We start from the raw sequence: 22487 nt of genomic DNA, 5'->3' as shown, positions 1-22487 counted from the left end.
TGCGCGATTAGATAAATACCCCGATTACACTGTTAAATCTACTTAATAAAGTAAAACTTAACAGGTAACAATAAGCCTTACACCACAGTTAAGTGGTAAGCATACTATAGGAATTGAAATGACAACTGATAATTCAAAAATCATTTATACCATTACCGATGAAGCGCCTGCATTAGCAACTCATTCATTTTTACCAATTGTTGAAGCATTTACTGCTCCTGCTGGTATTGAAATGATCACTAAAGATATCTCTTTAGCCGGTCGTATTATAGCTAACTTAGCTGAGTATTTACCTGAAGAGCAACGTATTGGCGATGCACTTGCGGAGCTAGGTGCTTTAGCTAAAACACCAGAAGCTAATATTATTAAGTTACCTAACATCAGTGCTTCAATTCCACAATTACAAGCTGCGATTAAAGAACTTCAAGCCAAAGGTTATGCATTACCTGAGTTTCCTGAAGATCCTAAAACGGATAAAGAAAAAGCAATAAAAGCGGCATACGCTAAAGTATTAGGTTCAGCGGTTAACCCTGTATTACGTGAAGGTAATTCTGACCGTCGTGCACCAGGTTCTGTTAAGCAATTTGCTAAAAACAACCCTCACCGCATGGGAGCTTGGGCAAAAGATTCAAAGTCTCACGTTTCACACATGAGTGGCGGTGACTTTTATGGTAGCGAGCAATCAGTAACTATTGCTGAAGCAACTGATGTTAAAATTGAATTCACAGCTACTGACGGTTCAGTTAATGTATTAAAAGCTTCTACGCCTTTATTAGCTGGTGAGATAATTGATTCATCGGTAATGAACTCAAAAGCATTACAAGCGTTCTTAGCTGAGCAAATTGCTGATGCTAAAGCACAGGGTGTTTTATTCTCTTTACACATGAAAGCAACGATGATGAAAGTTTCTGACCCAATCATTTTTGGCCAATGTGTATCAGTATTTTACAAAGCTGTTTTCGATAAGCACGCTACAGTATTTGCTGACCTTGGTGTTGATGTTAATAATGGTATTGGTGATGTTTACGCAAAAATTGGTTCTTTAGATGAATCATTACAAGCAGAAATCAAAGCTGATTTAGATGCTGTTTATGTTGATGCTCCAGCTATGGCTATGGTTGATTCAGATAAAGGCATTACTAACTTACACGTACCTTCAGATGTGATCATTGATGCTTCTATGCCTGCAATGATCCGTGGCGGTGGTAAAATGTGGAATACTGCTGGTGAAGAGCAAGATACTAAAGCTGTAATTCCTGATCGTTGTTATGCAACGTTATATTCTGAAACAATTGCTTTCTGTAAAGAAAATGGCGCATTTGACGTTACAACTATGGGTACTGTACCTAACGTTGGTTTAATGGCGCAAAAAGCTGAAGAGTATGGTTCTCACGATAAAACATTCCAAATGGCATCTGATGGTGTGGTTAAAGTTATCGATGCAGCTGGTACTGTTCTTATGGAGCAAAATGTTGAATCTGGCGATATCTTCCGTATGTGTCAAGCGAAAGACTTACCAATTCAAGATTGGGTTAAGCTTGCAGTAAACCGTTCTCGTTTATCAAATACACCAGCAATTTTCTGGTTAGATGAAAACCGTGCACACGACGCTGAAATGATTAAAAAAGTTAATGCTTATTTACCACAGCACGATACAACTGGCTTAGATATTCAAATTTTAGCACCAATTGACGCAACTAAAGTAACACTTCAACGTGCTAAAGATGGTTTAGATACCATATCTGTTACAGGTAATGTGTTACGTGATTACTTAACTGACTTATTCCCAATTTTAGAATTAGGTACGTCAGCTAAAATGCTTTCAATCGTGCCATTAATGAACGGTGGTGGTTTATTTGAAACTGGTGCTGGTGGCTCTGCTCCTAAGCATGTTCAACAGTTTGAACAACAAAACTATTTACGTTGGGATTCTCTTGGTGAGTTCTTGGCATTAGCTGCGTCGCTAGAGCACGTTAGTGGTTTTGCTAATAACCCTCAAGCACAAGTGCTTGCTGATACATTAGATGCTGCTACAGCAACATTCTTAGCTGAGAACAAATCGCCAGCACGCCGTGTAGGGCAAATTGATAACCGTGGTTCTCATTTCTACCTTGCAATGTACTGGGCACAAGAATTAGCTGCTCAAGATACTGATGCTGCTCTTAAAGCTAAATTTACTGCTCTTGCTGCAACGTTAACTGAAAACGAAGCTAAAATAGTTGAAGAATTAAACTCAGCTCAAGGTGTTGAGAACAACATTGATGGTTACTACCAAGCAAATGTTGAACTAGCTTCAAAAGCAATGCGTCCAAGTGCAACATTAAATGCAGCTTTAAGCGCATTTTAATCAAACTATAACTGCAGTTGCAGCTATATGGGGGTCAGACCAAACCTATTTTTTAAATAGTGTTTTGCTCTGACCCCAATTCGATGTAACCGGAACTAGTTAGAGGCCAGTCTGACCCCACATATCTGCACCTGTTAGTCACAGGAAATTCTAATTTATTCCTTCCCTGAAACAAAAAAACACCCTTAGGTGTTTATTTTGTTTAACACATTTTGATGTGTTATTCGCAGTCTGTTGGTTTTATACTTGCCGCATGATGTCCCTTGGGACCTTGGTTGAGTTCATAATCAACGTGTTGACCAGCCTTCAATGTTCGGTAACCGTCCATTACAATTGTAGAGTAGTGAGCAAATATATCTTCACCACCTTCTTCAGGACAAATAAAACCAAAACCTTTTGCGTTGTTAAACCATTTCACTGTACCGTTTGCCATATTACTAACTTCCTTCTTTATGAATCGGTAATTTGTTATATTTACTGGCCTAAGCATGATTAAATTTAATTCATACTTCGTTATTAATTTTTTGCAATAAATACGAACAATTTGTGTCTAAAAATTAGTCACTTATAAAAATTTAGATAATTCTGTAGAATAGTCAAGTTAAATCATTGGTTTTTTTTACATTTATTTTACAAAAAGAATTCTACAGAACACAAAGTTAAGGCTATTATTTGAGTATGGGTAAGAGAAAAGAAGAGCTTGAGGGTGATCTTCAGACGCTGGAAATTGAAAAAGAAAAATTTAAGCGTCCATCGATGTATCGGGTAATTTTATTAAATGATGATTACACGCCCATGGATTTTGTTGTGGAAATATTAAGTAAGTTTTTCGGCATGAACAGTGATCAAGCTACTGACATCATGCTGACAATACATTATAAAGGTAAAGCAAGTTGCGGCATTTTCAGTGCCGAGGTTGCAGAAACTAAGGTTGATTTAGTGTGCCGTTATGCACGTGAAAATCAGCATCCATTGATGTGCACCATGGAAAAGGTGTAGTAAGGACAAAAAAGTTTCAGAAATATATTGGTTTTTCCCCGTGTTAGTACTAGTTTAGAAGTATAGAGTCTCAGGAGTGTGCCTATGTTGAATAAAGATTTGGAAATTTCGTTAAATTTAGCTTTTCGTCAGGCGAAGGATTCTCGCCATGAATTTATGACGGTAGAGCATTTGTTGTTAGCGCTATTAGAAAACCCGGAAGCGGTAGATGCTATAAATGCTTGTGGTGGTGACATCAACAAGTTAAAAATGGAAATTCTGAACTTTATCGGAGAAACAACGCCAGTTATTCCACAAGGTGATGATGATAGAGAAACTCAGCCTACATTAGGATTTCAACGAGTTTTGCAACGTGCAGTTTTTCATGTGCAATCTTCTGGTAAAACCGAGGTTAATGGTGCCAATGTTTTAGTCGCTATTTTTAGTGAACAAGAATCTCAAGCTGCCTATTTCCTTAAAAAATCTGATATTACTCGACTTGATATCGTTAATTATATTTCGCATGGCATTGCGAAAAATCTGCAACCAGAAGAAGTTAGTCCAAGTTTAGAGCAACCAGTAACGCCTGAAGATGAATCTAAAAATTTGGATGCGTATGCTGATAACTTAAATGTATTAGCTGCTCGAGGCGAAATCGATCCTATGATTGGTCGAGCGAATGAATTAAACAGGGCTGTACAAGTTTTAAGTCGTCGCCGTAAAAATAACCCCTTATTTGTTGGTGAGGCCGGTGTCGGTAAAACCGCAATTGCTGAAGGGTTAGCCAAATTAATTGTTGAAAATAAAGCCCCAGAAGTATTAGCTGATGCAACCATTTATTCTTTAGATATGGGCGCATTGCTTGCTGGTACTAAGTATCGTGGTGATTTTGAAAAACGCTTTAAAGCGTTATTAAAAGAGTTACAAAAAGATAAACACGCTATTTTATTTATTGATGAAATTCATACCATAATTGGCGCAGGTGCTGCCTCTGGCGGCATGATGGATGCTTCTAATCTGATTAAACCATTATTGTCTTCAGGCAAATTGCGTTGTATGGGCTCAACTACATTCCAAGAATTTAAAACAATTTTTGAAAAAGACAGAGCACTTGCTCGTCGATTCCAAAAAATTGATATTCATGAACCCAGTATTGATGAAACAACAAAAATATTGATGGGCTTAAAGGAAAGATATGAAGAGCATCATAGTGTTAAATATTCAAACAAAGCCTTAAGAGCTGCAGCAGAGCTTTCTGCAAAGTACATCAATGACAGATTCTTACCTGACAAGGCTATAGATGTTATTGATGAAGCTGGAGCTAAACAGCAACTTGTTACGGCAGCAAAACGTAAAAAAGTGATCAATATCGGTGATATCGAATCGATTGTTGCCAGTATCGCCCGTATCCCTGAAAAGTCTGTTTCATCCACTGAAAAAGATAACTTGATGAATATTGACCGTAACTTAAAAATGGTAGTGTTTGGTCAAGATGAAGCAATCGATGGCTTAACATCGGTGATCAGATTAAGCAGAGCAGGGCTTGGTGCTGAAGAAAAGCCAATCGGTTCATTTTTATTCTCAGGTCCAACTGGGGTTGGTAAAACAGAAGTGACTCAACAATTAGCCAAGCAATTAGGTGTTGAATTATTGCGTTTTGACATGTCAGAGTACATGGAAAAACATGCGGTTAGTCGCTTAATTGGTGCGCCTCCTGGTTACGTTGGTTTTGAGCAAGGTGGTTTATTAACTGATTCTGTCATTAAACATCCACATTCTGTTGTGTTGCTAGATGAAATTGAGAAAGCTCATTCCGATATTTACAATATATTATTACAAGTTATGGATCACGGTACCCTAACTGATAATAATGGTCGTAAAGCCGATTTTAGAAATGTAGTCTTAGTATTAACAACTAATGCAGGTGTACAAGAAACTCAGCGCAAATCTATTGGCTTTAGACAACAAGATCATAGTCATGATGCAATGAGCGAAATTAACCGCGTATTTTCGCCTGAGTTTCGTAATCGCTTAGACTCTATCATTTGGTTTAACCATTTAGAAAATGAAGTAGTAGAACAGGTTGTAGATAAATTTATTGTTGAATTGCAAGTGCAACTTGATGGTAAGGGAGTTTCTTTGGAAATGTCTAAAGATGCTAGAACTTGGCTGGCTAATCATGGTTATGACAAATCTATGGGTGCGAGACCTATGGCTAGACTTATCCAAGAGAAATTGAAAAAGCCTCTTGCTAATGAACTTCTATTTGGTAATTTAATGCAAGGTGGTGTTGCGAAAGTTTGTGTAAACAAAAAATCTGATAGTTTAGACGTTATTGTTGAACCTAAAAAAGAACTTGTTTCTCAGTAATGTCATTTTAATACTACAAAGCTCTAGCATTTCATTAAGGGACCTTATCGGTCCCTTTTTATATTTTACAGTTCTACAAAATGTTAATATTTATTCCACTCAATTATTCTACTGAACAACGATTCTATTTGTATCATCTCTTTACTTGATGTTATTGTAAATCAACAAGTTGTTGCGGTTGTGGAAGGCTACTTTGAGCGATGAGCTGAAGTTGGCGAACTCACATAAGTAGTTTGTTTATATGGTGAAGATATTGAATTTTAAATTTTTAGATTTTATTTGTGCTGAGCCAAAGGGGATGGCAACTAACTCATACTATGGATATGGTATGTTACTAGCTATTTTATTATTGCTAATTGGTTCAATGCAACACGATTATCTACCTAATATTATTTTGGGACTTGTTCTACTTTTAGGGCATGTGGCTGGTTCGTTTAAGCTAAACAAGCCGATAAGATTGTTACTCAGAATGACATCATTAACATTATTGTTTTATTTAATTGCTTCAATAATCGTTTTAAAATAGTCTGTTAAGAGCGATCAGCAGACATAGAATGGTTCAACAAAATCAAAAGTGTTTAAAGTTCTCTTAATATTAGGAAGATTCTATGGGTGACTTTGAAATAATCATTGGATTTATAATTTGTGCCGCTTTGATAGTTTGGGGATCAGGCTGGAAAATGGCAGTTGTACAAATAGCATACATTATTGCAATGGGAGCCTTATATGGTCTTGCTCAATATATTTGGCCTGAGTACGGTATAAAGATATTCCTTGGACTCTTAATCTTATTGGCAATTATTGCCTTTCTCTTTAAAGAAAAATTAATTTATTTACTAAAACGGTCTAAATAAAGCAATATCAATACACCCAATTGATACTTACATAATTGTTAGATGTTCGCTTGTGGCACAGTTGAACCGTTCAATGAATTAACGTAATGTAATCAAAAGCTCACGGGCTGCAATGAGCGATAAGCGGCCATTAGTAATTCGATGCTGAGCTTGAGTAACGCCACAATAATTAACATAAGCCAGATAATGGTTCTTACATTTCATTTAACATTTATTAACAATTCATATTCACATCATTATGCTTTAATTATATTCATTGTTTTGATGTCATTTATTACTTTACCTTTTCATTAGCTTTACGGAATTACTTTTTGCAGGGCTGTTATTTAGTTTTGTAATGTAATCAAAGACTCACAGGCTTATTCGAACGCTTACCAAACATATACTTTTACTTTGTAGAATGGAATCTAACGCTGTGCAAAAAATAAAATTTATATTCATACTAATTTTTTTTACCAACCTCTTTTCTTGCTATGGAGGTGGTTCAGATGGTGGTGGAGGTTCTTGTGTAGCACCTTTAGAAATAGGAATTGGGGAATTAGCAGTTTGGGAAATTGAAAAATTGGATGAGAAAATTGCATCGATTTCACTAAGCAGCCTTGATGGCAAGAGCATTGAAGTCATTCATCATGATTATACAGATAATGTTGTTATTGCAACTAATCTCAAATTAACAAGCTCTGGTGGTTGCTCACATTATTCAGGTACAGATAATTTGGATGTATACAGCAAATGGTTAGTTGAAGGCACAAGCGAAAGGTTTTTATTAGAAGCTGAAAATGAGAGTGCATCTCAAGAAGAAGCCGCTAGTGTAATAGATAACTATTCGTGTGAACTGATTACATCAGATAACTATTGGTCAGATGCAGTAGAAGTATGTAGCGGGACTGTTCAAATTAACGGTTCTGAAATGGAATCCATTAGAACAAGAATGCCCTCCAATAAAGATGCCCCTCCAAGACGTATTTTGCTCTATGAACTTATCAATAAAAACATACCTGAACTGGAGATTGAACTAATTGATTGGAAAGCTTAATGTAAGAGAAGAATATAATATGGGTAAGAGATTCTTATTTTTTATAATTTGTTTTCTATGGCTATCTGGCTGTGTCTCTTCATCTCACATAGCCAGTATTGGCGCTAGAGCTACACATGGAACAGTTACAGTAGATCATGAAAGTAGTAAGAAAGTTTCACTAACTGATTCAGACCTTATCGTATCGGACAAGTTGTTTCGTGGCGACTACTTACCTTTTACGAACCTTCAGTCGGCTGAGAATGGCTCGGTAATACAAAATATTGAATTTGATACTAATCAAATTAAATGGCTTAATTCCAGTCAAGGAATTTTAACTGTACTTATAGATGATGAATTCATAACATTCGATGTTACAAAAAAAGGTGATCAACTCTTTTTAGAACATAGATATCGAAACTGGTACAGTTATCCAACACAAACTTTGTTACTTGTCTCAATGCCTGTAGATATAGTGTTAGGCACAGTTACTGTTTTAACGGCAATGGTTTTTGCTGGGAATGGGGCTGTTCATTAATATCACTCTATTCGGCCTAATCAATTCGACTGTCTCTTAATGGCACAAAGCTGCCGAATTAAGTCACCTTAAAACTGGACGAGATCCCACTCAAAAGCACAGTGGGATGACGGTATGTTTTTTCTAGTGTCGTATGGCAGTTAGTGGCACTTTCCAGATCAATTGAAGATCCTGAAACAAGTTCAGGAAATGAACTTTTCGTGCAGCAAAATTTATCATATCCCTTTATTCAACGAGATATGATTTTCTTCAGTGATAGTGCTAATTTTCCGACATTTTAGTTAGAAGGAATGCCGACAATTCTGCAGCAACAGCTAAAGTTTGCTGAGAACTTTTAATGCCTTCTCCACTAGTATCGGTAAACGGCGCTATTTCCATCATATCTGCACCTGTTATCGGATACTTCTCTGCCAAGGCTTTTAAAATATCCATCGCTTCAGTGGGAGTGAGTCCGTCAGGCTCAGGTGTTCCTGTAGCTGAAACAAAACTAGAATCGATGGCATCTATGTCAAAGCTCACATAAAGCTCATCGATTTTTTCGTCTTGCAGTTGTTTTAAAATTGTTCCAATAACATACTCAACGCCAAGTTCTTGTACTTCTTTAGCCCAATGTTGGGTAACACCAAACTTACTTTCCCAGTGAGCCTTCGGTTTTCCGCTCGAGCGAATACCAATTTGAATTAAGTGTGTAGGGCTATGCAAGTATTTTAAAATATGGGTGCACCAGGAGCCAAAACATAAATCAATACCAAGACGATCAACTAACAAATCGGTGTGTGCATCAAAATGAATAATTGCTACTCTTTTGTCTTGCTGCAACTTAGCTTTAAGATAAGCTTTAGTTAATGGGTAGCTAATGGAGTGATCGCCGCCAATACCAAACAAACCTTTGTCAGGGTAGGTAGCATAAAATTCATCGGCCACTAATTCTGTAATAGATAAAGGGCTAACGGGGTATTTGGCGTTATTATCTTGATAAAATGCATCACGACATTTACTGATGGTTAATTCATTCAAGTACTTATCATGCAATAAATGCGGATTAACTCTAACGTCGCCGATATCAAAATAGCTAAGTTCTGGAGACTGTTCGTGTAATGTAGCTCGTAAAAATAACGGTCCCCAATTTGCTCCTCTTAAAATGCCGCCACCACAATCAGAGGCTATACCTAACATCACAGCATTATTGCTTTGGGGTAATGTTTCGAGGGATTTTAGCCAAGCTAAATCTATTCGTTCAGTTTGTTGATAAATAGATTGTTGTAATTGTTGTTTGCGTTCTTTCGCGGTATTTACTGTATAAACACCATCACCAGGCGGGCATAAGCATGATTTTATTGTAGTCAGTAAACTGTCTTGTAATGCTTTCATATTAATCTGCCTATTACATTTAACCATGAGTCAGACGTTGGTCATTCGTCGACAATTTGTTTTTTCTTACTATATAATAGACCCCTTTTAATTTCCTGGTTCCCAAATGCACAAACTTAAAATGCTACCGGTATTAATGCTCATGGTGATATTTAGCCCTTTAGCCATTGATATCTTTTTACCTGCATTGCCACTAATGGCGGATAATTTTTCTGTTTCATTACCAACCATGCAGTGGAGTATTTCTATATTCATGCTAAGTATGGGATTAGGACAACTGTTTACTGGCCCTTTAACAGATAAATATGGCCGTAAGCCAGTAGCTCTTATAGGGATAGTTATATATGCATTATCTTCATTATTAACGGTTTATGCTGCGACGATTGAATTACATCTTATATCACGATTATTGCAGGGGTTTGGTACATGCGCTGTTGCTGTTGCAGCATTCTCAGTGGTTAGGGATAAATTCGATGCCATTCAAAGTGGTATCATGTATAGCTATTTAAATGGTTTAATTTGCTGTATACCTGCGTTAGCGCCAATTTTAGGTAGTTGGTTAACTCAAACCTTTAATTGGCAAAGTAACTTCGTATTTTTAATCTTATATGCTGTGGTTGCTGGTTTACTCATTGCTTATTATCTAATTGAAACTAATCAAACTCCCGTTAATCAAAGGCGTTTAATTAACCCATTCAAAATGTCTCGCTATAAAAGCATAATATGCCACAAAGTTTTTTTATTTCATGCCTTTGTAGTTATGATCGCTATGGGAGTAATACTCGCTTATGTGAGTAGTTCTCCTGCTTGGTTAATGGTTGAGCTAAAATTGAGCCAAAATGAATTTGTGTTTTGGTTTAGCCTAAATGCGGTTATAAATATCATTGCGTGTGTAACCGCGCCTAAAATATTAATTAGAAAAGGTGCGGCAAGAACTATCAGTCTTGGCTTGTTAACTTTATTTGGTGGCGGTTTATTAATGTTAGTTTTACAACCTTTACATACACCTGTGGCATTTATGTTGCCTGTAATGTTAAGTTCGATTGGTTTTTCACTTGTTATGGGCACTTGTGCGGGTCAAGCGTTAGCATCGTTTGGAGACAAAGCAGGAACAGCTTCTGCGTTACTCGGATTTATGCAAATGAGTGGTGCGGCTATCTTGGTTGGTTTGGTGCAAATGCTGCCAATCACAATTAGCGAACAAATCGCATTACTTATGCTGTTGTTTGCGCCAATGATGATCATTTGGTTTTCTGCAAAGGGCAGGCGGGCAGTTCTTGTTTAACGTCCGAATAAATAGCCCTTCGGGGATGACGTCCGAATAAATTCGGACCAACCGGGTTTAGGAGTTTGGTTAGCGTGAATTTATTAGTGCGTAGTGACGTAGTCAAGCTTTAACTAGTTTCGGTTACATCGAACTGGGGTCAGAGCAAAACCCTATTAAAATAAATAGGTTTTGGTCTGACCCCATTCATCTGCACCTGCAACAAAAAAGCCCAGCTAATTTAGCTGGGCTTTAAAATTTTTGATTTTTAAAAGACGATTAGTTTTTACAACCGTTCACCTTTTAAGTAACTATTATCTGGCGCGGAAAATAATGCGACCTTTTGATAAGTCGTAAGGCGTTAATTCAACAGTAACCTTATCACCAGTTAAAATACGAATGTAGTTTTTACGCATTTTTCCAGAGATGTGTGCTGTAACAACGTGACCGTTTTCTAATTCAACACGGAACATAGTATTAGGCAGTGTATCTAACACTGTACCTTGCATTTCAATATTTTCTTCTTTCGCCATTGGGCGTTAAACCTCTATAAATTGTACTATAAAATTTTGCTGCCGAGATAATGCCGAAAAGTGAGCTGATTGTAAAGATAAACCACTATTTATTTGGATGTTTTTGTAAATCAGAAGGTAGATTTTGTTTGTTTGTGGTACGTTGCCAATTATCATCTTTGAGACGTTCATGTGGGAAGTATTGATTTTTGTAGTTCATTTTAGCGCACTCATCAATTTGATAGCCTAAATACAAAAACTTTTTATGCATTTTTTTGCTTAATTCAATTTGTTTCAATATAGAAAATTTACCTAATGATCTTTTCGACAAGTTAGGATCAAAAAATGTGTACAAGGCTGACAAAGCTGAGGGTAAATTATCACAAACAGCAACTGATATAAGTTCTTCTTCTAAATATAACTCCAAAAACAACTGGTCAACACGTGAGCTAAAAATAAAGTTTTCGTATTGCTCAAAGTTAGCAGGGTACATAGCACCATCTTTATGAACGTTATCAATGTAACGTTGATATAAGCTAAAGTATTCTGGACGAGGTGTCTTAACCACTCGTGCGGTTAAGTCTTTATTAATTGCACTAATGCGTTTTTGGCTTTTAGAAGGGGAGAATTCATTAACGGGTAAGCGAATAGACTCACAACTGTTACAATTTTCACAATGGGGCCGATATACTTGCTCGCCACTACGACGAAAGCCAGACATGAGAAGTCGCTCATAGTTTTCACTAGTTAACTCTTCTACATTTGTAACCACAATTAACCTTTCTTTTTCGGTCATTAAATAATTGCAGGGAAATGTTTTGGTTAAGCCAAACTGAAAATATTTTTTAGGTTCATTCAAATCGTTAGTTCTCTTTTGAGCCAAAATCCATTTGTGATAGCCTTTTTAAGTTCATTGCTTTTTAAATGTAAAAACTCATCCCTAGTTATTTCAATAGCGCCCATGCTTTCTAAGAATGGATTTTGAATTTGACAATCAATAAACTCTACTCCTATAGAGTTTAGCAAATTTATTAGGGCAACAAGCGCAATTTTAGAGGCATTTGTTTTAGTATAAAACATAGATTCACCACTAAAAAAGCCATTTATGGCTACTCCATATAAGCCCCCAACCAATTTATCTTCGTGCCAAACTTCTATTGAATGGGCAATGCCTTGATGGTGAAGTTGTTTATAGCTGTTGAGCATGTCTGGCAAAATCCAAGTGTCATCGCTTCGAAAAGGTGCGTCTGCACATATATCAATTACTTGGTTAAAACATGTATTTAGTGTGACTTTATAGGAAGACTTGTTGATAAATTTTTTTAATGTACGATTTACCTTTAAATCAGCAACTTTAATTATTGCTCTAGGATCTGGGGACCACCACAAAATAGGGTCGCCATCATTAAACCAGGGAAATATGCCGTTAGTGTAAGCTTGAATTAATCGTTGTGGAGATAAATCACCGCCCATGGCAATTAATCCATTGGGTTCATTAAGTGCAAATTGGTGCGGAGGAAAAGCCAGCTCTTTATCATCTAAGGTGTAAAGATACTGGCTCATAATGTTTTATCCGTTATACGTTTGAGTGTAACGCATCTAAGTAGCGTTCAGCATCTAATGCCGCCATACAACCGGCGCCGGCTGAAGTGATTGCTTGACGATAAATATGATCGGCTACGTCACCAGCGGCAAAAACACCTTCTTTACTGGTTAAAGTAGCGTTACCTGCTGTACCACTTTGAATAGTTAAATAACCATCTTTCATGTCTAGCTGACCCGCAAAAATATCTGTATTAGGTTTATGGCCAATAGCAATAAAACAACCAGTTACATCAATTTCTTCAGTTACTTCGCTATTAGTCTCTTTTAAGCGTAAACCTGTTACACCCATGTTGTCGCCTAACACCTCATCTAAAGTACGATCGGTGTGTAGTACGATGTTACCGTTAGCAACTTTATCCATTAGACGAGCGGTTAAAATCTTCTCACTACGGAACGTATCACGACGGTGAATCAAATGAACTTCAGAGGCAATGTTTGATAAGTACAGCGCTTCTTCAACAGCCGTATTGCCACCACCAACAACCGCAACTTTTTGGTTACGATAAAAGAAACCATCACAAGTTGCACAAGCTGAGATACCTTTACCCATAAATGCTGTTTCAGACTCTAAACCAAGGTATTGAGCAGAAGCACCAGTACAAATAATTAATGCATCACAAGTATATTCACCTGAGCTGCCTTTTAATTTGTAAGGTTTTTCAGAAAAATCTACATCATCAATGTGATCAAAAATAATTTCTGTATCAAATTTTTCAGCGTGTTTTTGCATACGCTCCATTAATGCAGGACCAGTTAAGTCATCGGCATCACCTGGCCAGTTTTCAACTTCGGTGGTCGTGGTTAATTGACCACCTTGTTGCATACCAGTGATCATTACTGGATTTAAATTAGCACGCGCTGCATAAACCGCGGCAGTATAACCTGCAGGGCCTGAGCCTAAAATTAGAAGAGGGCAATGTCTTACATCACTCATGAAAAACTCCAAGTGTATTTGATATTAGCGATAACGCTATTGATTCGATATTATTAATTGATTGGGATGATAGGCAAAAAATGCAATAGGAACAATAAAAAAAAGCGTAGTTTTAAAAACTACGCTTTTCGTTTTATTTTAATTTGTAAACTTAGCCGTACTAAGCCACAAAATTTATCGTCTGAAATTAGCTTAATGCAACTTTAGGCTCAACAAATTCAAAACCTAGGTTTTCCGCAACTTCACGTACAGTTACTTTACCGTTAATAACGTTAAGACCATTTAAGAAATGGTTATCTGATAATAACGCTTCTTTATAGCCTTTGTTTGCTAAATTAATAATAAACGGTAATGTTGCATTATTTAATGCGAAAGTAGATGTACGTGGTACAGCACCTGGCATGTTAGCAACACAGTAATGAACAACATCGTCTACGATGAATGTCGGTTCTGCGTGAGTTGTAGCGTAAGAAGTTTCAATACAACCACCTTGGTCAATTGCAACATCAACAATGGCAGAACCTGGCTTCATGTTCTTGATATGTTCTTTTGTAACAAGTTTAGGAGCTGCAGCGCCTGGGATAAGAACACCACCAATGACTAAATCAGCTTCTAATACATGTTTTTCAAGAGCATCAGCAGTAGAGTAGATTGCTTTTATTTTGTTTCCAAATTGCGCATCTAATTTACGTAATACGTTTATGTTGCGGTCAAGGATTACAACTTCAGCACCCATACCTACAGCCATTTGTGCAGCATTGTTACCAACCATACCGCCACCAATAACAACAACTTTAGCTGGTTCAACACCAGGAACGCCACCAAGTAGCATACCGCGACCAGCGTTAGATTTTTCTAATGCTTGTGCACCGGCTTGAATAGACATACGGCCAGCAACTTCAGACATAGGAGCAAGAAGAGGTAAACCACCGTGAATATCAGTAACCGTTTCATAAGCGATACAAACTGCTTTTGATTTGATCAAGTCTTCTGTTTGAGCAAGATCTGGGGCTAAATGTAAGTAAGTGAATAAAATTTGGCCTTCACGTAACATTGCACGTTCAACAGCTTGCGGTTCTTTTACTTTAACAATCATTTCAGCTTTAGCGAAAACATCACTTGCGGTAGTTAATATTGTTGCACCAGCAGTAACATAATCAGCGTCAGAAAAGCCAATGCCATTACCCGCATTAGTTTCAACAAATACTTCATGGCCGTGAGCAATTAGTTCACGAACACTTGCAGGGACCATACCTACACGGTATTCATGGTTTTTAATTTCTTTAGGTACACCGATAATCATAATTAATGTCTCGCTATCTTTGTTGTAATGTTAAATTCATAGTTGAATATGCTACGAATTGTTATTTGTTTTATTTAAAGCTAGTATATATAGGCATTTAAAGAATTACATATCGTTATTTGCTAGTATGAAGGATTAAATGTTGATTAATGTAAATCTGACAGAGTTAAAAACTATATGATGCTATCTGAAAATAAAAAACTTGATCGAATAGATAAAAACATTCTAGTCGAACTTCAAAATAATGGGCGTTTATCTAACGTTGAATTATCTAAACGAGTAGGGTTGAGTCCAACTCCATGTCTAGAGCGTGTTAAAAAACTTGAACAAGAGGGTGTTATCACGGGCTATAGTGCAAATTTAAACCCTAATGTCCTTAATGCTGCACTGCTAGTGTTCGTAGAAATATCATTAAGCAGGACAGGGCCAGATGTGTTTGAAGAGTTTTCAAAAGCGGTAATGGATCTTGAAGTAATTCAAGAATGTCATTTGGTTTCAGGCAGTTTCGACTTTTTATTGAAAACCCGAGTGTCAGATATGCAAGCATATCGAAACTTACTTGGTGATACCTTGCTAACATTGCCTTCAGTAAGTGATAGCAAGACTTACGTTGTTATGGAAGAAGTAAAATCGGGTAATAAACTACCAATTAACTATAGATAGTCATAATTACCTAGTTTAGATATTTTATCTAGCGTAATAATCTGCTATTTTGGTAGGTATAAATAACAACAATTATAATTACAAATTCATGGATGCGACTTTGGCAGCTAAAGAATCATTAAAACTCACTGGTACGCAACGCTTATTAGAAGCGGGCCTGATCTTTACCAGTATATTCTCCCTTTACTTAATCATTGCCCTTATAAGTTTTGACCCTGCTGATCCAGGTTGGTCGCAAACGGCATACCATGCCACGGTTAATAATGCTGGTGGTGCTTTTGGTGCATACCTATCAGACATATTCTTATTCGCCTTTGGCAGCATTGCTTATAGCTTGCCTTTTGTTTTTGCTATCATCGGTTGGTTATTATTCCAGCGCATTCATTATCTACTAGACATTGATTTTTTTACCTTAGGGTTAAAATTTATTGGTTTTATGATGTTTTATATAGGTTTAACCTCTATAGCCAGTATGAATTTTGATGATGTATTTGATTTTTCTGCGGGTGGCATTGTAGGAGATTATATCTCTTATTCATTATTGCCATATTTTAACTTCATTGGCTCAAGTCTACTGTTTCTTGTATTAACATGTTCAGGGTTTGTGTTATTAACCGGTTTATCTTTATTTACCATAGTTGATTTCATTGGCGAGCATGTGATCAAGTTAGCTTTACTAATTAAATCTCTGCTTATTGGTTTTAAACAGCATTTTAATTCCACTCCTGTAACCGCTGACAAACAAAAGAATAAGACAGTTGCTAAAGAAGATGCAGATCTAGCTAAGACTAAAGACGTTCAAAAAGCTGATGTTGATGAAACCATTGGTGCGCAAGCTGATTTAGCCGCGCAATTATTTGGTAGTGCGAAGAGCTCACCAACTATTTCAATTGATGAAGACAACAGAGCCGATCCTGTGATTGCTGATGATGGTTTTGTTGAAATTGATGATTTAATTGATGAACCTATGATCATCAACCTAGATGAAAATATAGGTGAAAATGAATTAGATGCTGCATTTAAAACCGTAGATAAAATTGATGTTGAAGATGACGATATTATCGAAAATAAATCAGTATCTACAGCAGAGAAAACAGCAAAAGCTGATGAAAATCCGCTTGAACGTTATAAAGGCATGCCAACAATTGATTTGCTTGATAAACCTAATCGAACAAAAAACCCTATTTCACAAGAAGAACTTGATCAAGTTAGCCGCCTAGTTGAAGCTAAATTATTAGATTATGGTGTAATCTGTCAAGTTGTAGACGTATTTCCAGGGCCAGTAATAACACGTTTTGAACTTGATTTAGCGCCAGGTGTAAAAGTCAGCAAAATTACTGGCTTATCAAAAGATTTAGCGAGGGCATTATCTGCCGCTAGTGTTCGAGTTGTTGAAGTTATACCTGGTAAATCTGTTATCGGTATTGAAATTCCGAACAAGCATCGTGAAATGGTACGCCTAAGTGAAGTTATAGAAAGCGAGGTGTTTGTCAATTCAAAATCCTCACTCACTATGGTACTTGGTAAAGACATAGCTGGCGACCCAATCATTGCTGACTTAGCTAAAATGCCGCACTTGTTAGTCGCTGGTACTACAGGCTCTGGTAAGTCTGTGGTCGTGAATGTCATGATTGTTAGTATGTTGTATAAATCTACACCGGATGATGTACGCTTCATTATGATCGACCCTAAAATGCTGGAGCTTTCTGTCTATGAAGGTATTCCGCATTTATTGTCTGAAGTAGTCACCGATATGAAAGATGCTGCGAACGCATTGCGTTGGTGTGTTGGCGAAATGGAACGTCGTTATAAATTAATGTCGGCTCTTGGTGTGCGTAATCTAACGGGCTACAACCAAAAAATAATGGCCGCTAAAGAAAAAGGTGAAGCTATTGTCGATCCACTTTGGAAGCCAGGCGATAGTATGGAAGAAACTGCTCCAGAGCTTGATAAATTACCTAGCATCGTTGTAGTAGTGGATGAATTTGCTGACATGATCATGATTGTTGGTAAAAAAGTTGAAGAGTTAATTGCTCGAATTGCACAAAAAGCTCGTGCCGCAGGCATTCATCTTATTCTGGCGACTCAACGTCCATCTGTAGATGTTATCACTGGTTTGATTAAAGCCAATATTCCTACGCGTATGGCTCTTACTGTACAATCTAGAATTGATTCTAGAACTATCCTTGATCAGCAAGGGGCAGAACAACTTTTAGGTAATGGTGATATGTTGTTTTTACCACAAGGAACCAGTGTCCCATCACGTGCCCAAGGTGCTTTTGTTGATGATCATGAAGTACATGCGGTTGTTAATGATTGGAAAGCTCGTGGCAAGCCTCGCTATATTGAAGAAATACTATCAGGGGACACCACTGAAGATACTTTGCTCCCAGGTGAAGCTGCAGAAGGTGAAGACCAAGAAAGTGATGCATTATATGATGAAGCATTAATGCATGTAACAGAATCTCGTCGTGCGTCTATATCAGGTGTACAAAGAAAATTCAGAATTGGTTACAATAGAGCTGCAAGAATTATTGAACAAATGGAAGCCAATGGCGTCGTAAGTAGTCCTGGCCATAATGGTAATAGAGAGGTAATAGCACCTCCACCGGTAAAAAATTAAGAAGTGATATGTCTAAACTAACATTCGTTACAAAATTATTGCCAGCAACATTGCTGGCTTTATCTTTTAGTTTTGCTAATGCCGCAAACAGTGATGCAGCAGTAATTGACTATAAAGAAGTATTAAAAGATAAACTCAACACAGTGCAAGGTTTTAGCTCATCGTTTACTCAAGATGTAGTAGATGCTGATGGCAATGTATTACAGAACTCTAAAGGTACTCTCGCGGTAAAACGACCGAATTTAATTTATTGGGAAACCAAAGCGCCAGACGAAACATTAGTGGTTAGTGATGGCAAAACTTTATGGTTTTATAACCCATTTGTTGAGCAAGTTTCTGCATTTAATATTTCAAATGCAGTAACTAATACGCCAATATTATTATTGTCAGGGTTAAATGATGAAGCTTGGCAAGACTATGGTGTATCAAAGACAACTGAAAACGAATTTCGCATCACCTCATTAAATGAAGACGCGCAAGTTAAAACTCTGCATTTAGTATTTTCAGGTAATGATTTAATTAAATTTACGGTTACCGATGCGACAGGGCAGTTAAGCCATTTTAACTTGAGTAATGTAGTATCAGAGCCATTACCAAAAGATTCGATGTTTATCTTTACCTTACCGGATGGTGTAGATTTTGATGACCAGCGATAATGGTAGTCTGTCGTTAGAGTTCGATCATCAAGCTTCATTTGCACCTCTAGCAGCAAGAATGCGGCCTGAAGTGCTTGACGATTACATCGGTCAAAAACATTTATTATCAGATGGTAAGCCATTAAAAATTGCCATAGAACAAGGGTTATGTCATTCCTTAATTTTTTGGGGCCCGCCTGGAACAGGTAAAACTACATTAGCTGAACTTATTGCCACGTACGCCAATGCTGAAATTGAACGTATTTCTGCGGTAACATCAGGTGTTAAAGAGATTCGCGCAGCAATAGAAAAAGCGAAATTAACCGCGCAAGCAAGAAATCGCCGCACAATTTTATTTGTCGATGAAGTACATCGCTTTAATAAATCACAACAAGACGCGTTTTTACCGTTTATTGAAGACGGAACCATTACCTTTATCGGTGCCACCACTGAAAACCCTTCATTTGAATTGAATCAGGCTTTATTGTCTAGAGCTCGAGTTTACTTATTACAAAAACTCTCAGATGACGATTTAAATACAGTATTAGCCAGAGCCATTGGAGATAAAGTAAAAGGCTATGGTAATTATGAAGTGACAATGGAGCCAAAAGCGCAAGAGTCATTACTTGCTCTTGCTAATGGTGACGCAAGACGGTTACTTAACTTACTAGAAAACTGTTTTGATATTAGTGAACAAGTCGATACTAAAGTAATCATTACCTTAGATGTAGTGAATATGGTGGCTGGAGAAAAGCAAGCCTTGTACGACAAAGGTGGCGATCATTTTTACGATTTAATCAGTGCTTTTCATAAATCCGTACGCGGCTCAGATCCTGATGCTGCTCTTTATTGGTACTGTCGAATTTTAGAAGGTGGCGGTGACCCTTTATATGTTGGCCGCCGTTTATTGGCAATTGCTAGTGAAGATATTGGCAACGCTGACCCTAGAGCAATGCAATTAGCCATAAATGCATGGGATACTTATCATCGAGTTGGACCAAGTGAAGGTGAAAGGGCGATAGCGCAAGCAACAGTTTATATGGCACTAGCGCCAAAAAGTAATGCAGTTTATAGTGCATTTAATAAAGCTCGGGAGCTAGCCAAAGATACTGGCCATTTAGAAGTGCCAATGCATCTTCGTAATGCCACGTCGAAACTAACCAAAGAATTAGGCCATGGCGCCAACTATCGCTATGCTCATGATGAGCCAGGAGCGTATGCTGCTGGAGAGACATACTTACCTGAGTTAATCAGCCATGCAAGTTTTTATCAGCCAACTGATCGTGGTTTAGAAAAAAAACTACAAGAAAAAATCAAATATTTACGTGAACGTGACCAAATGGAAGGGAATAAACGTTATGAATAATGCGATGATTTATTTGTTTGTTGCCATTGGCGGCGCAGGCGGTGCCTGTTTACGATTTTTTATTGCACAATTAGTGTTAAATTTACTCGGAAAAGGATTCCCTTTTGCGACCTTGATCGTTAATATAACGGGCTCGCTCATAATGGGTGTTTTATACGGATTAATTGAGCAAGGTACTATCGAAGTCGTCTTATACCGAACATTGGTAGGTATAGGATTTTTAGGTGCTTTTACGACCTTTTCTACGTTTTCATTAGATACGTTGTTGTTATTGCAGCAAGGTGAGATAATGAAAGCCATGTTAAACGTTCTTTTAAACGTGGTGCTATGTGTATTAGCAGCAGGTTTAGGAATGTTTTTTACAAAATAAATTTATAATACAGTGACAGATCATGCTTGACTCAAAACTGCTTAGAGCAGACTTAGAAACAATTGCAGCAAAATTAGCCGGTCGTGGTTATGTTTTTGATACTGCAACCTTTAACGCTTTAGAAGATGAGCGTAAAGAATTACAAGTTCGTACTCAAGAACTACAAAATCAACGTAATACTCGTTCAAAGTCTATTGGCCAAGCGAAAGCTCGTGGCGAAGACATTCAACCTTTATTAGCCGAAGTAGGCCAATTAGGTGCTAAATTAGATTTAGCTAAAGAAGAGTTAAACGTATTGTTAGCTAAGATAGATACTATCGTTTCAGCAGTACCAAATATTCCAGATGAATCAGTACCACAAGGTGCTGATGAAGACGATAATGTTGAAATTCGTCGTTGGGGCACGCCAAAAGAATTTGATTTTGACGTTAAAGACCACGTTGATTTAGGTGCAGGCCTTAATAAAGGATTAGATTTTGAAGCTGGTGCTAAATTAAGTGGCACTCGCTTTGTAGTATTAAAAGGCCAAGTTGCTCGTTTAAACCGTGCCTTAGGTCAATTCATGCTTGATCTTCACACAGATACTCATGGGTATACAGAAGCTAACGTGCCATTATTAGTTAACCATGACTCGCTATATGGAACTGGTCAATTACCAAAGTTCGGTGAAGATTTATTTCATACTGATTTAGGTAATAAAAAATTCTCATTAATTCCAACCGCTGAAGTGCCACTAACCAACTTAGTGCGCGATGAAATTATTGATGAAGATGAATTACCTATCAAGTTAACGGCGTTATCATCTTGTTTCCGTAGTGAAGCAGGTTCATCAGGTCGTGATATACGTGGTTTAATTCGTCAGCATCAGTTTGATAAAGTTGAATTAGTTCAATTGGTTAAGCCAGGAACGTCATTTGATGCTTTAGATGAATTAACCGGCCATGCTGAAAAAGTTTTGCAACTTCTTGAGTTACCATATCGCACCGTTACACTGTGTACTGGTGATATAGGTTTCAGTGCAATGAAAACCTTTGATATAGAGGTTTGGTTACCTGCGCAAAATACTTACCGAGAAATTTCTTCATGTTCAAATATGGGCGATTTCCAGGCTCGTCGTATGCAAGCACGTTTTAGAAACAAAGAAACTAAAAAGACTGAATTACTGCATACTTTAAACGGTTCAGGTTTAGCTGTAGGCCGTACATTGGTAGCAATTCTTGAAAACTACCAACAAGCAGATGGTTCTGTATTAGTACCTGAAGTATTACAACCATATATGGGTGGGTTAACCAAGTTAGGTTAAAAACACGCAAAAACATATTAATAAAAAGCGCTTCGGCGCTTTTTTTTACTTCAGGGATGAGGGAATGCAATACGTTCTATACTCCTGTATTCACGTTATATAGGACATCCATGTCCAAAACTGCCATGGACCTTTCTTACGCATCCCTCGGCAATTGCTCCATGCATTGCTCTAATATATTACTTCCATGTCATAATGCGTTCACGGCATTCATTACATCCTGTAAATCATGGCAATAAGTTTGTAAACTTCAGGGAAGAATTAACTTAGAATTGCCAAGGGTGGCTTAAATTCTCTTAATTTCCTAACTTGCTAGTAAACCTTTGTCATAACTAAAAAAATTAAGAAATGTTTACGGAAATGTACTAGAATTTGTTCTAAAATAACATTAAGAGAAAAGTCTTAAGTTATAATCATTTCAAATCAATAAATACAA

21 protein-coding genes are annotated in these 22487 nt (G+C 37.3%); 14 read left to right on the top strand and 7 right to left on the bottom strand.

Features of this window, described 5'->3' with window-relative positions; translation table 11 throughout:
• Positions 1-118 precede the first annotated feature (118 nt).
• Complete coding sequence (locus RGQ13_RS10630; RefSeq protein WP_348389727.1) at positions 119-2347, top strand: NADP-dependent isocitrate dehydrogenase; 2229 nt, start codon at positions 119-121, stop codon at positions 2345-2347.
• Positions 2348-2567: 220 nt separating this feature from the next.
• On the opposite strand, the gene cspD is transcribed toward RGQ13_RS10630, so the two are convergent.
• On the bottom strand, positions 2568-2780 hold the full coding sequence (cspD, locus tag RGQ13_RS10625) for a cold shock domain-containing protein CspD (RefSeq protein WP_348389433.1): 213 nt from the start codon (positions 2778-2780) through the stop codon (positions 2568-2570).
• Positions 2781-3025: 245 nt separating this feature from the next.
• Between cspD and clpS the strand changes: the two genes are divergently transcribed.
• The 6 genes from clpS to RGQ13_RS10595 all read left to right on the top strand — a co-directional run bounded on the left by clpS (position 3026) and on the right by RGQ13_RS10595 (position 8102).
• A complete protein-coding gene (clpS, locus tag RGQ13_RS10620) occupies positions 3026-3346 on the top strand; it encodes an ATP-dependent Clp protease adapter ClpS (RefSeq protein WP_348389726.1) in 321 nt (106 codons plus the stop codon).
• A gap of 84 nt (positions 3347-3430) precedes the next feature.
• The gene (gene clpA, locus RGQ13_RS10615) at positions 3431-5695 is read left to right on the top strand and encodes an ATP-dependent Clp protease ATP-binding subunit ClpA (protein ID WP_348389725.1); all 2265 of its coding nucleotides are present in this window, start codon (positions 3431-3433) and stop codon (positions 5693-5695) included.
• 253 nt (positions 5696-5948) lie between these two features.
• Positions 5949-6221 carry a hypothetical protein gene (locus tag RGQ13_RS10610; RefSeq protein ID WP_348389724.1) on the top strand — a complete coding sequence of 91 codons (273 nt, stop codon included), beginning with the start codon at positions 5949-5951 and terminating at the stop codon, positions 6219-6221.
• Positions 6222-6303: 82 nt separating this feature from the next.
• Positions 6304-6549: a hypothetical protein gene (locus RGQ13_RS10605; protein ID WP_348389723.1), complete on the top strand. Its 246-nt coding sequence runs from the start codon at positions 6304-6306 to the stop codon at positions 6547-6549.
• 415 nt (positions 6550-6964) lie between these two features.
• Positions 6965-7585, top strand: coding sequence for a hypothetical protein (locus RGQ13_RS10600; protein WP_348389722.1), 621 nt, complete (start codon positions 6965-6967; stop codon positions 7583-7585).
• Between the two features lie 19 nt (positions 7586-7604).
• On the top strand, positions 7605-8102 hold the full coding sequence (locus tag RGQ13_RS10595; RefSeq protein ID WP_348389721.1) for a hypothetical protein: 498 nt from the start codon (positions 7605-7607) through the stop codon (positions 8100-8102).
• A 261-nt stretch (positions 8103-8363) separates the two neighbouring features.
• On the opposite strand, the gene RGQ13_RS10590 is transcribed toward RGQ13_RS10595, so the two are convergent.
• A complete protein-coding gene (locus tag RGQ13_RS10590) occupies positions 8364-9473 on the bottom strand; it encodes an arginase family protein (RefSeq protein ID WP_348389720.1) in 1110 nt (369 codons plus the stop codon).
• A gap of 106 nt (positions 9474-9579) precedes the next feature.
• Between RGQ13_RS10590 and RGQ13_RS10585 the strand changes: the two genes are divergently transcribed.
• Entirely contained in the window at positions 9580-10758 is a 1179-nt protein-coding gene (locus tag RGQ13_RS10585; RefSeq protein ID WP_348389719.1) for a multidrug effflux MFS transporter, read from the top strand.
• 293 nt (positions 10759-11051) lie between these two features.
• On the opposite strand, the gene infA is transcribed toward RGQ13_RS10585, so the two are convergent.
• The 5 genes from infA to ald form a co-directional block, all read right to left on the bottom strand.
• Positions 11052-11270, bottom strand: coding sequence for a translation initiation factor IF-1 (gene infA, locus RGQ13_RS10580; protein WP_011043571.1), 219 nt, complete (start codon positions 11268-11270; stop codon positions 11052-11054).
• Between the two features lie 85 nt (positions 11271-11355).
• Entirely contained in the window at positions 11356-12108 is a 753-nt protein-coding gene (locus RGQ13_RS10575; RefSeq protein ID WP_348389718.1) for an arginyltransferase, read from the bottom strand.
• A complete protein-coding gene (gene aat, locus RGQ13_RS10570) occupies positions 12105-12812 on the bottom strand; it encodes a leucyl/phenylalanyl-tRNA--protein transferase (RefSeq protein ID WP_348389717.1) in 708 nt (235 codons plus the stop codon). Before aat ends, RGQ13_RS10575 begins: the two co-directional genes overlap by 4 nt.
• A gap of 13 nt (positions 12813-12825) precedes the next feature.
• A complete protein-coding gene (gene trxB, locus RGQ13_RS10565) occupies positions 12826-13788 on the bottom strand; it encodes a thioredoxin-disulfide reductase (protein ID WP_348389716.1) in 963 nt (320 codons plus the stop codon).
• Between the two features lie 187 nt (positions 13789-13975).
• Positions 13976-15091, bottom strand: coding sequence for an alanine dehydrogenase (gene ald / locus RGQ13_RS10560; protein ID WP_348389715.1), 1116 nt, complete (start codon positions 15089-15091; stop codon positions 13976-13978).
• Between the two features lie 177 nt (positions 15092-15268).
• Between ald and lrp the strand changes: the two genes are divergently transcribed.
• The 6 genes from lrp (at position 15269) to serS (ending at position 22051) form a co-directional block, all read left to right on the top strand.
• Positions 15269-15754: a leucine-responsive transcriptional regulator Lrp gene (gene lrp / locus RGQ13_RS10555; protein WP_348389714.1), complete on the top strand. Its 486-nt coding sequence runs from the start codon at positions 15269-15271 to the stop codon at positions 15752-15754.
• Positions 15755-15842: 88 nt separating this feature from the next.
• Entirely contained in the window at positions 15843-18377 is a 2535-nt protein-coding gene (locus RGQ13_RS10550; RefSeq protein ID WP_348389713.1) for a DNA translocase FtsK 4TM domain-containing protein, read from the top strand.
• Between the two features lie 8 nt (positions 18378-18385).
• Positions 18386-19033, top strand: a complete 648-nt coding sequence (gene lolA, locus RGQ13_RS10545) for an outer membrane lipoprotein chaperone LolA (RefSeq protein WP_348389712.1) — start codon at positions 18386-18388, stop codon at positions 19031-19033.
• Positions 19020-20378, top strand: coding sequence for a replication-associated recombination protein A (locus RGQ13_RS10540; protein WP_348389711.1), 1359 nt, complete (start codon positions 19020-19022; stop codon positions 20376-20378). The genes lolA and RGQ13_RS10540 overlap by 14 nt, the downstream gene beginning before the upstream one ends.
• Entirely contained in the window at positions 20371-20748 is a 378-nt protein-coding gene (gene crcB / locus RGQ13_RS10535) for a fluoride efflux transporter CrcB (protein ID WP_348389710.1), read from the top strand. Before RGQ13_RS10540 ends, crcB begins: the two co-directional genes overlap by 8 nt.
• 22 nt (positions 20749-20770) lie before the next feature.
• Positions 20771-22051: a serine--tRNA ligase gene (gene serS / locus RGQ13_RS10530; protein ID WP_348389709.1), complete on the top strand. Its 1281-nt coding sequence runs from the start codon at positions 20771-20773 to the stop codon at positions 22049-22051.
• Positions 22052-22487 lie beyond the last annotated feature (436 nt).

Source organism: Thalassotalea psychrophila (assembly GCF_031583595.1).
Taxonomy (GTDB): Bacteria; Pseudomonadota; Gammaproteobacteria; order Enterobacterales; family Alteromonadaceae; genus Thalassotalea_A; species Thalassotalea_A psychrophila.
Note: the sequence above shows the minus strand (reverse complement) of the source record. Positions and strands in the feature narration are given on the sequence as shown.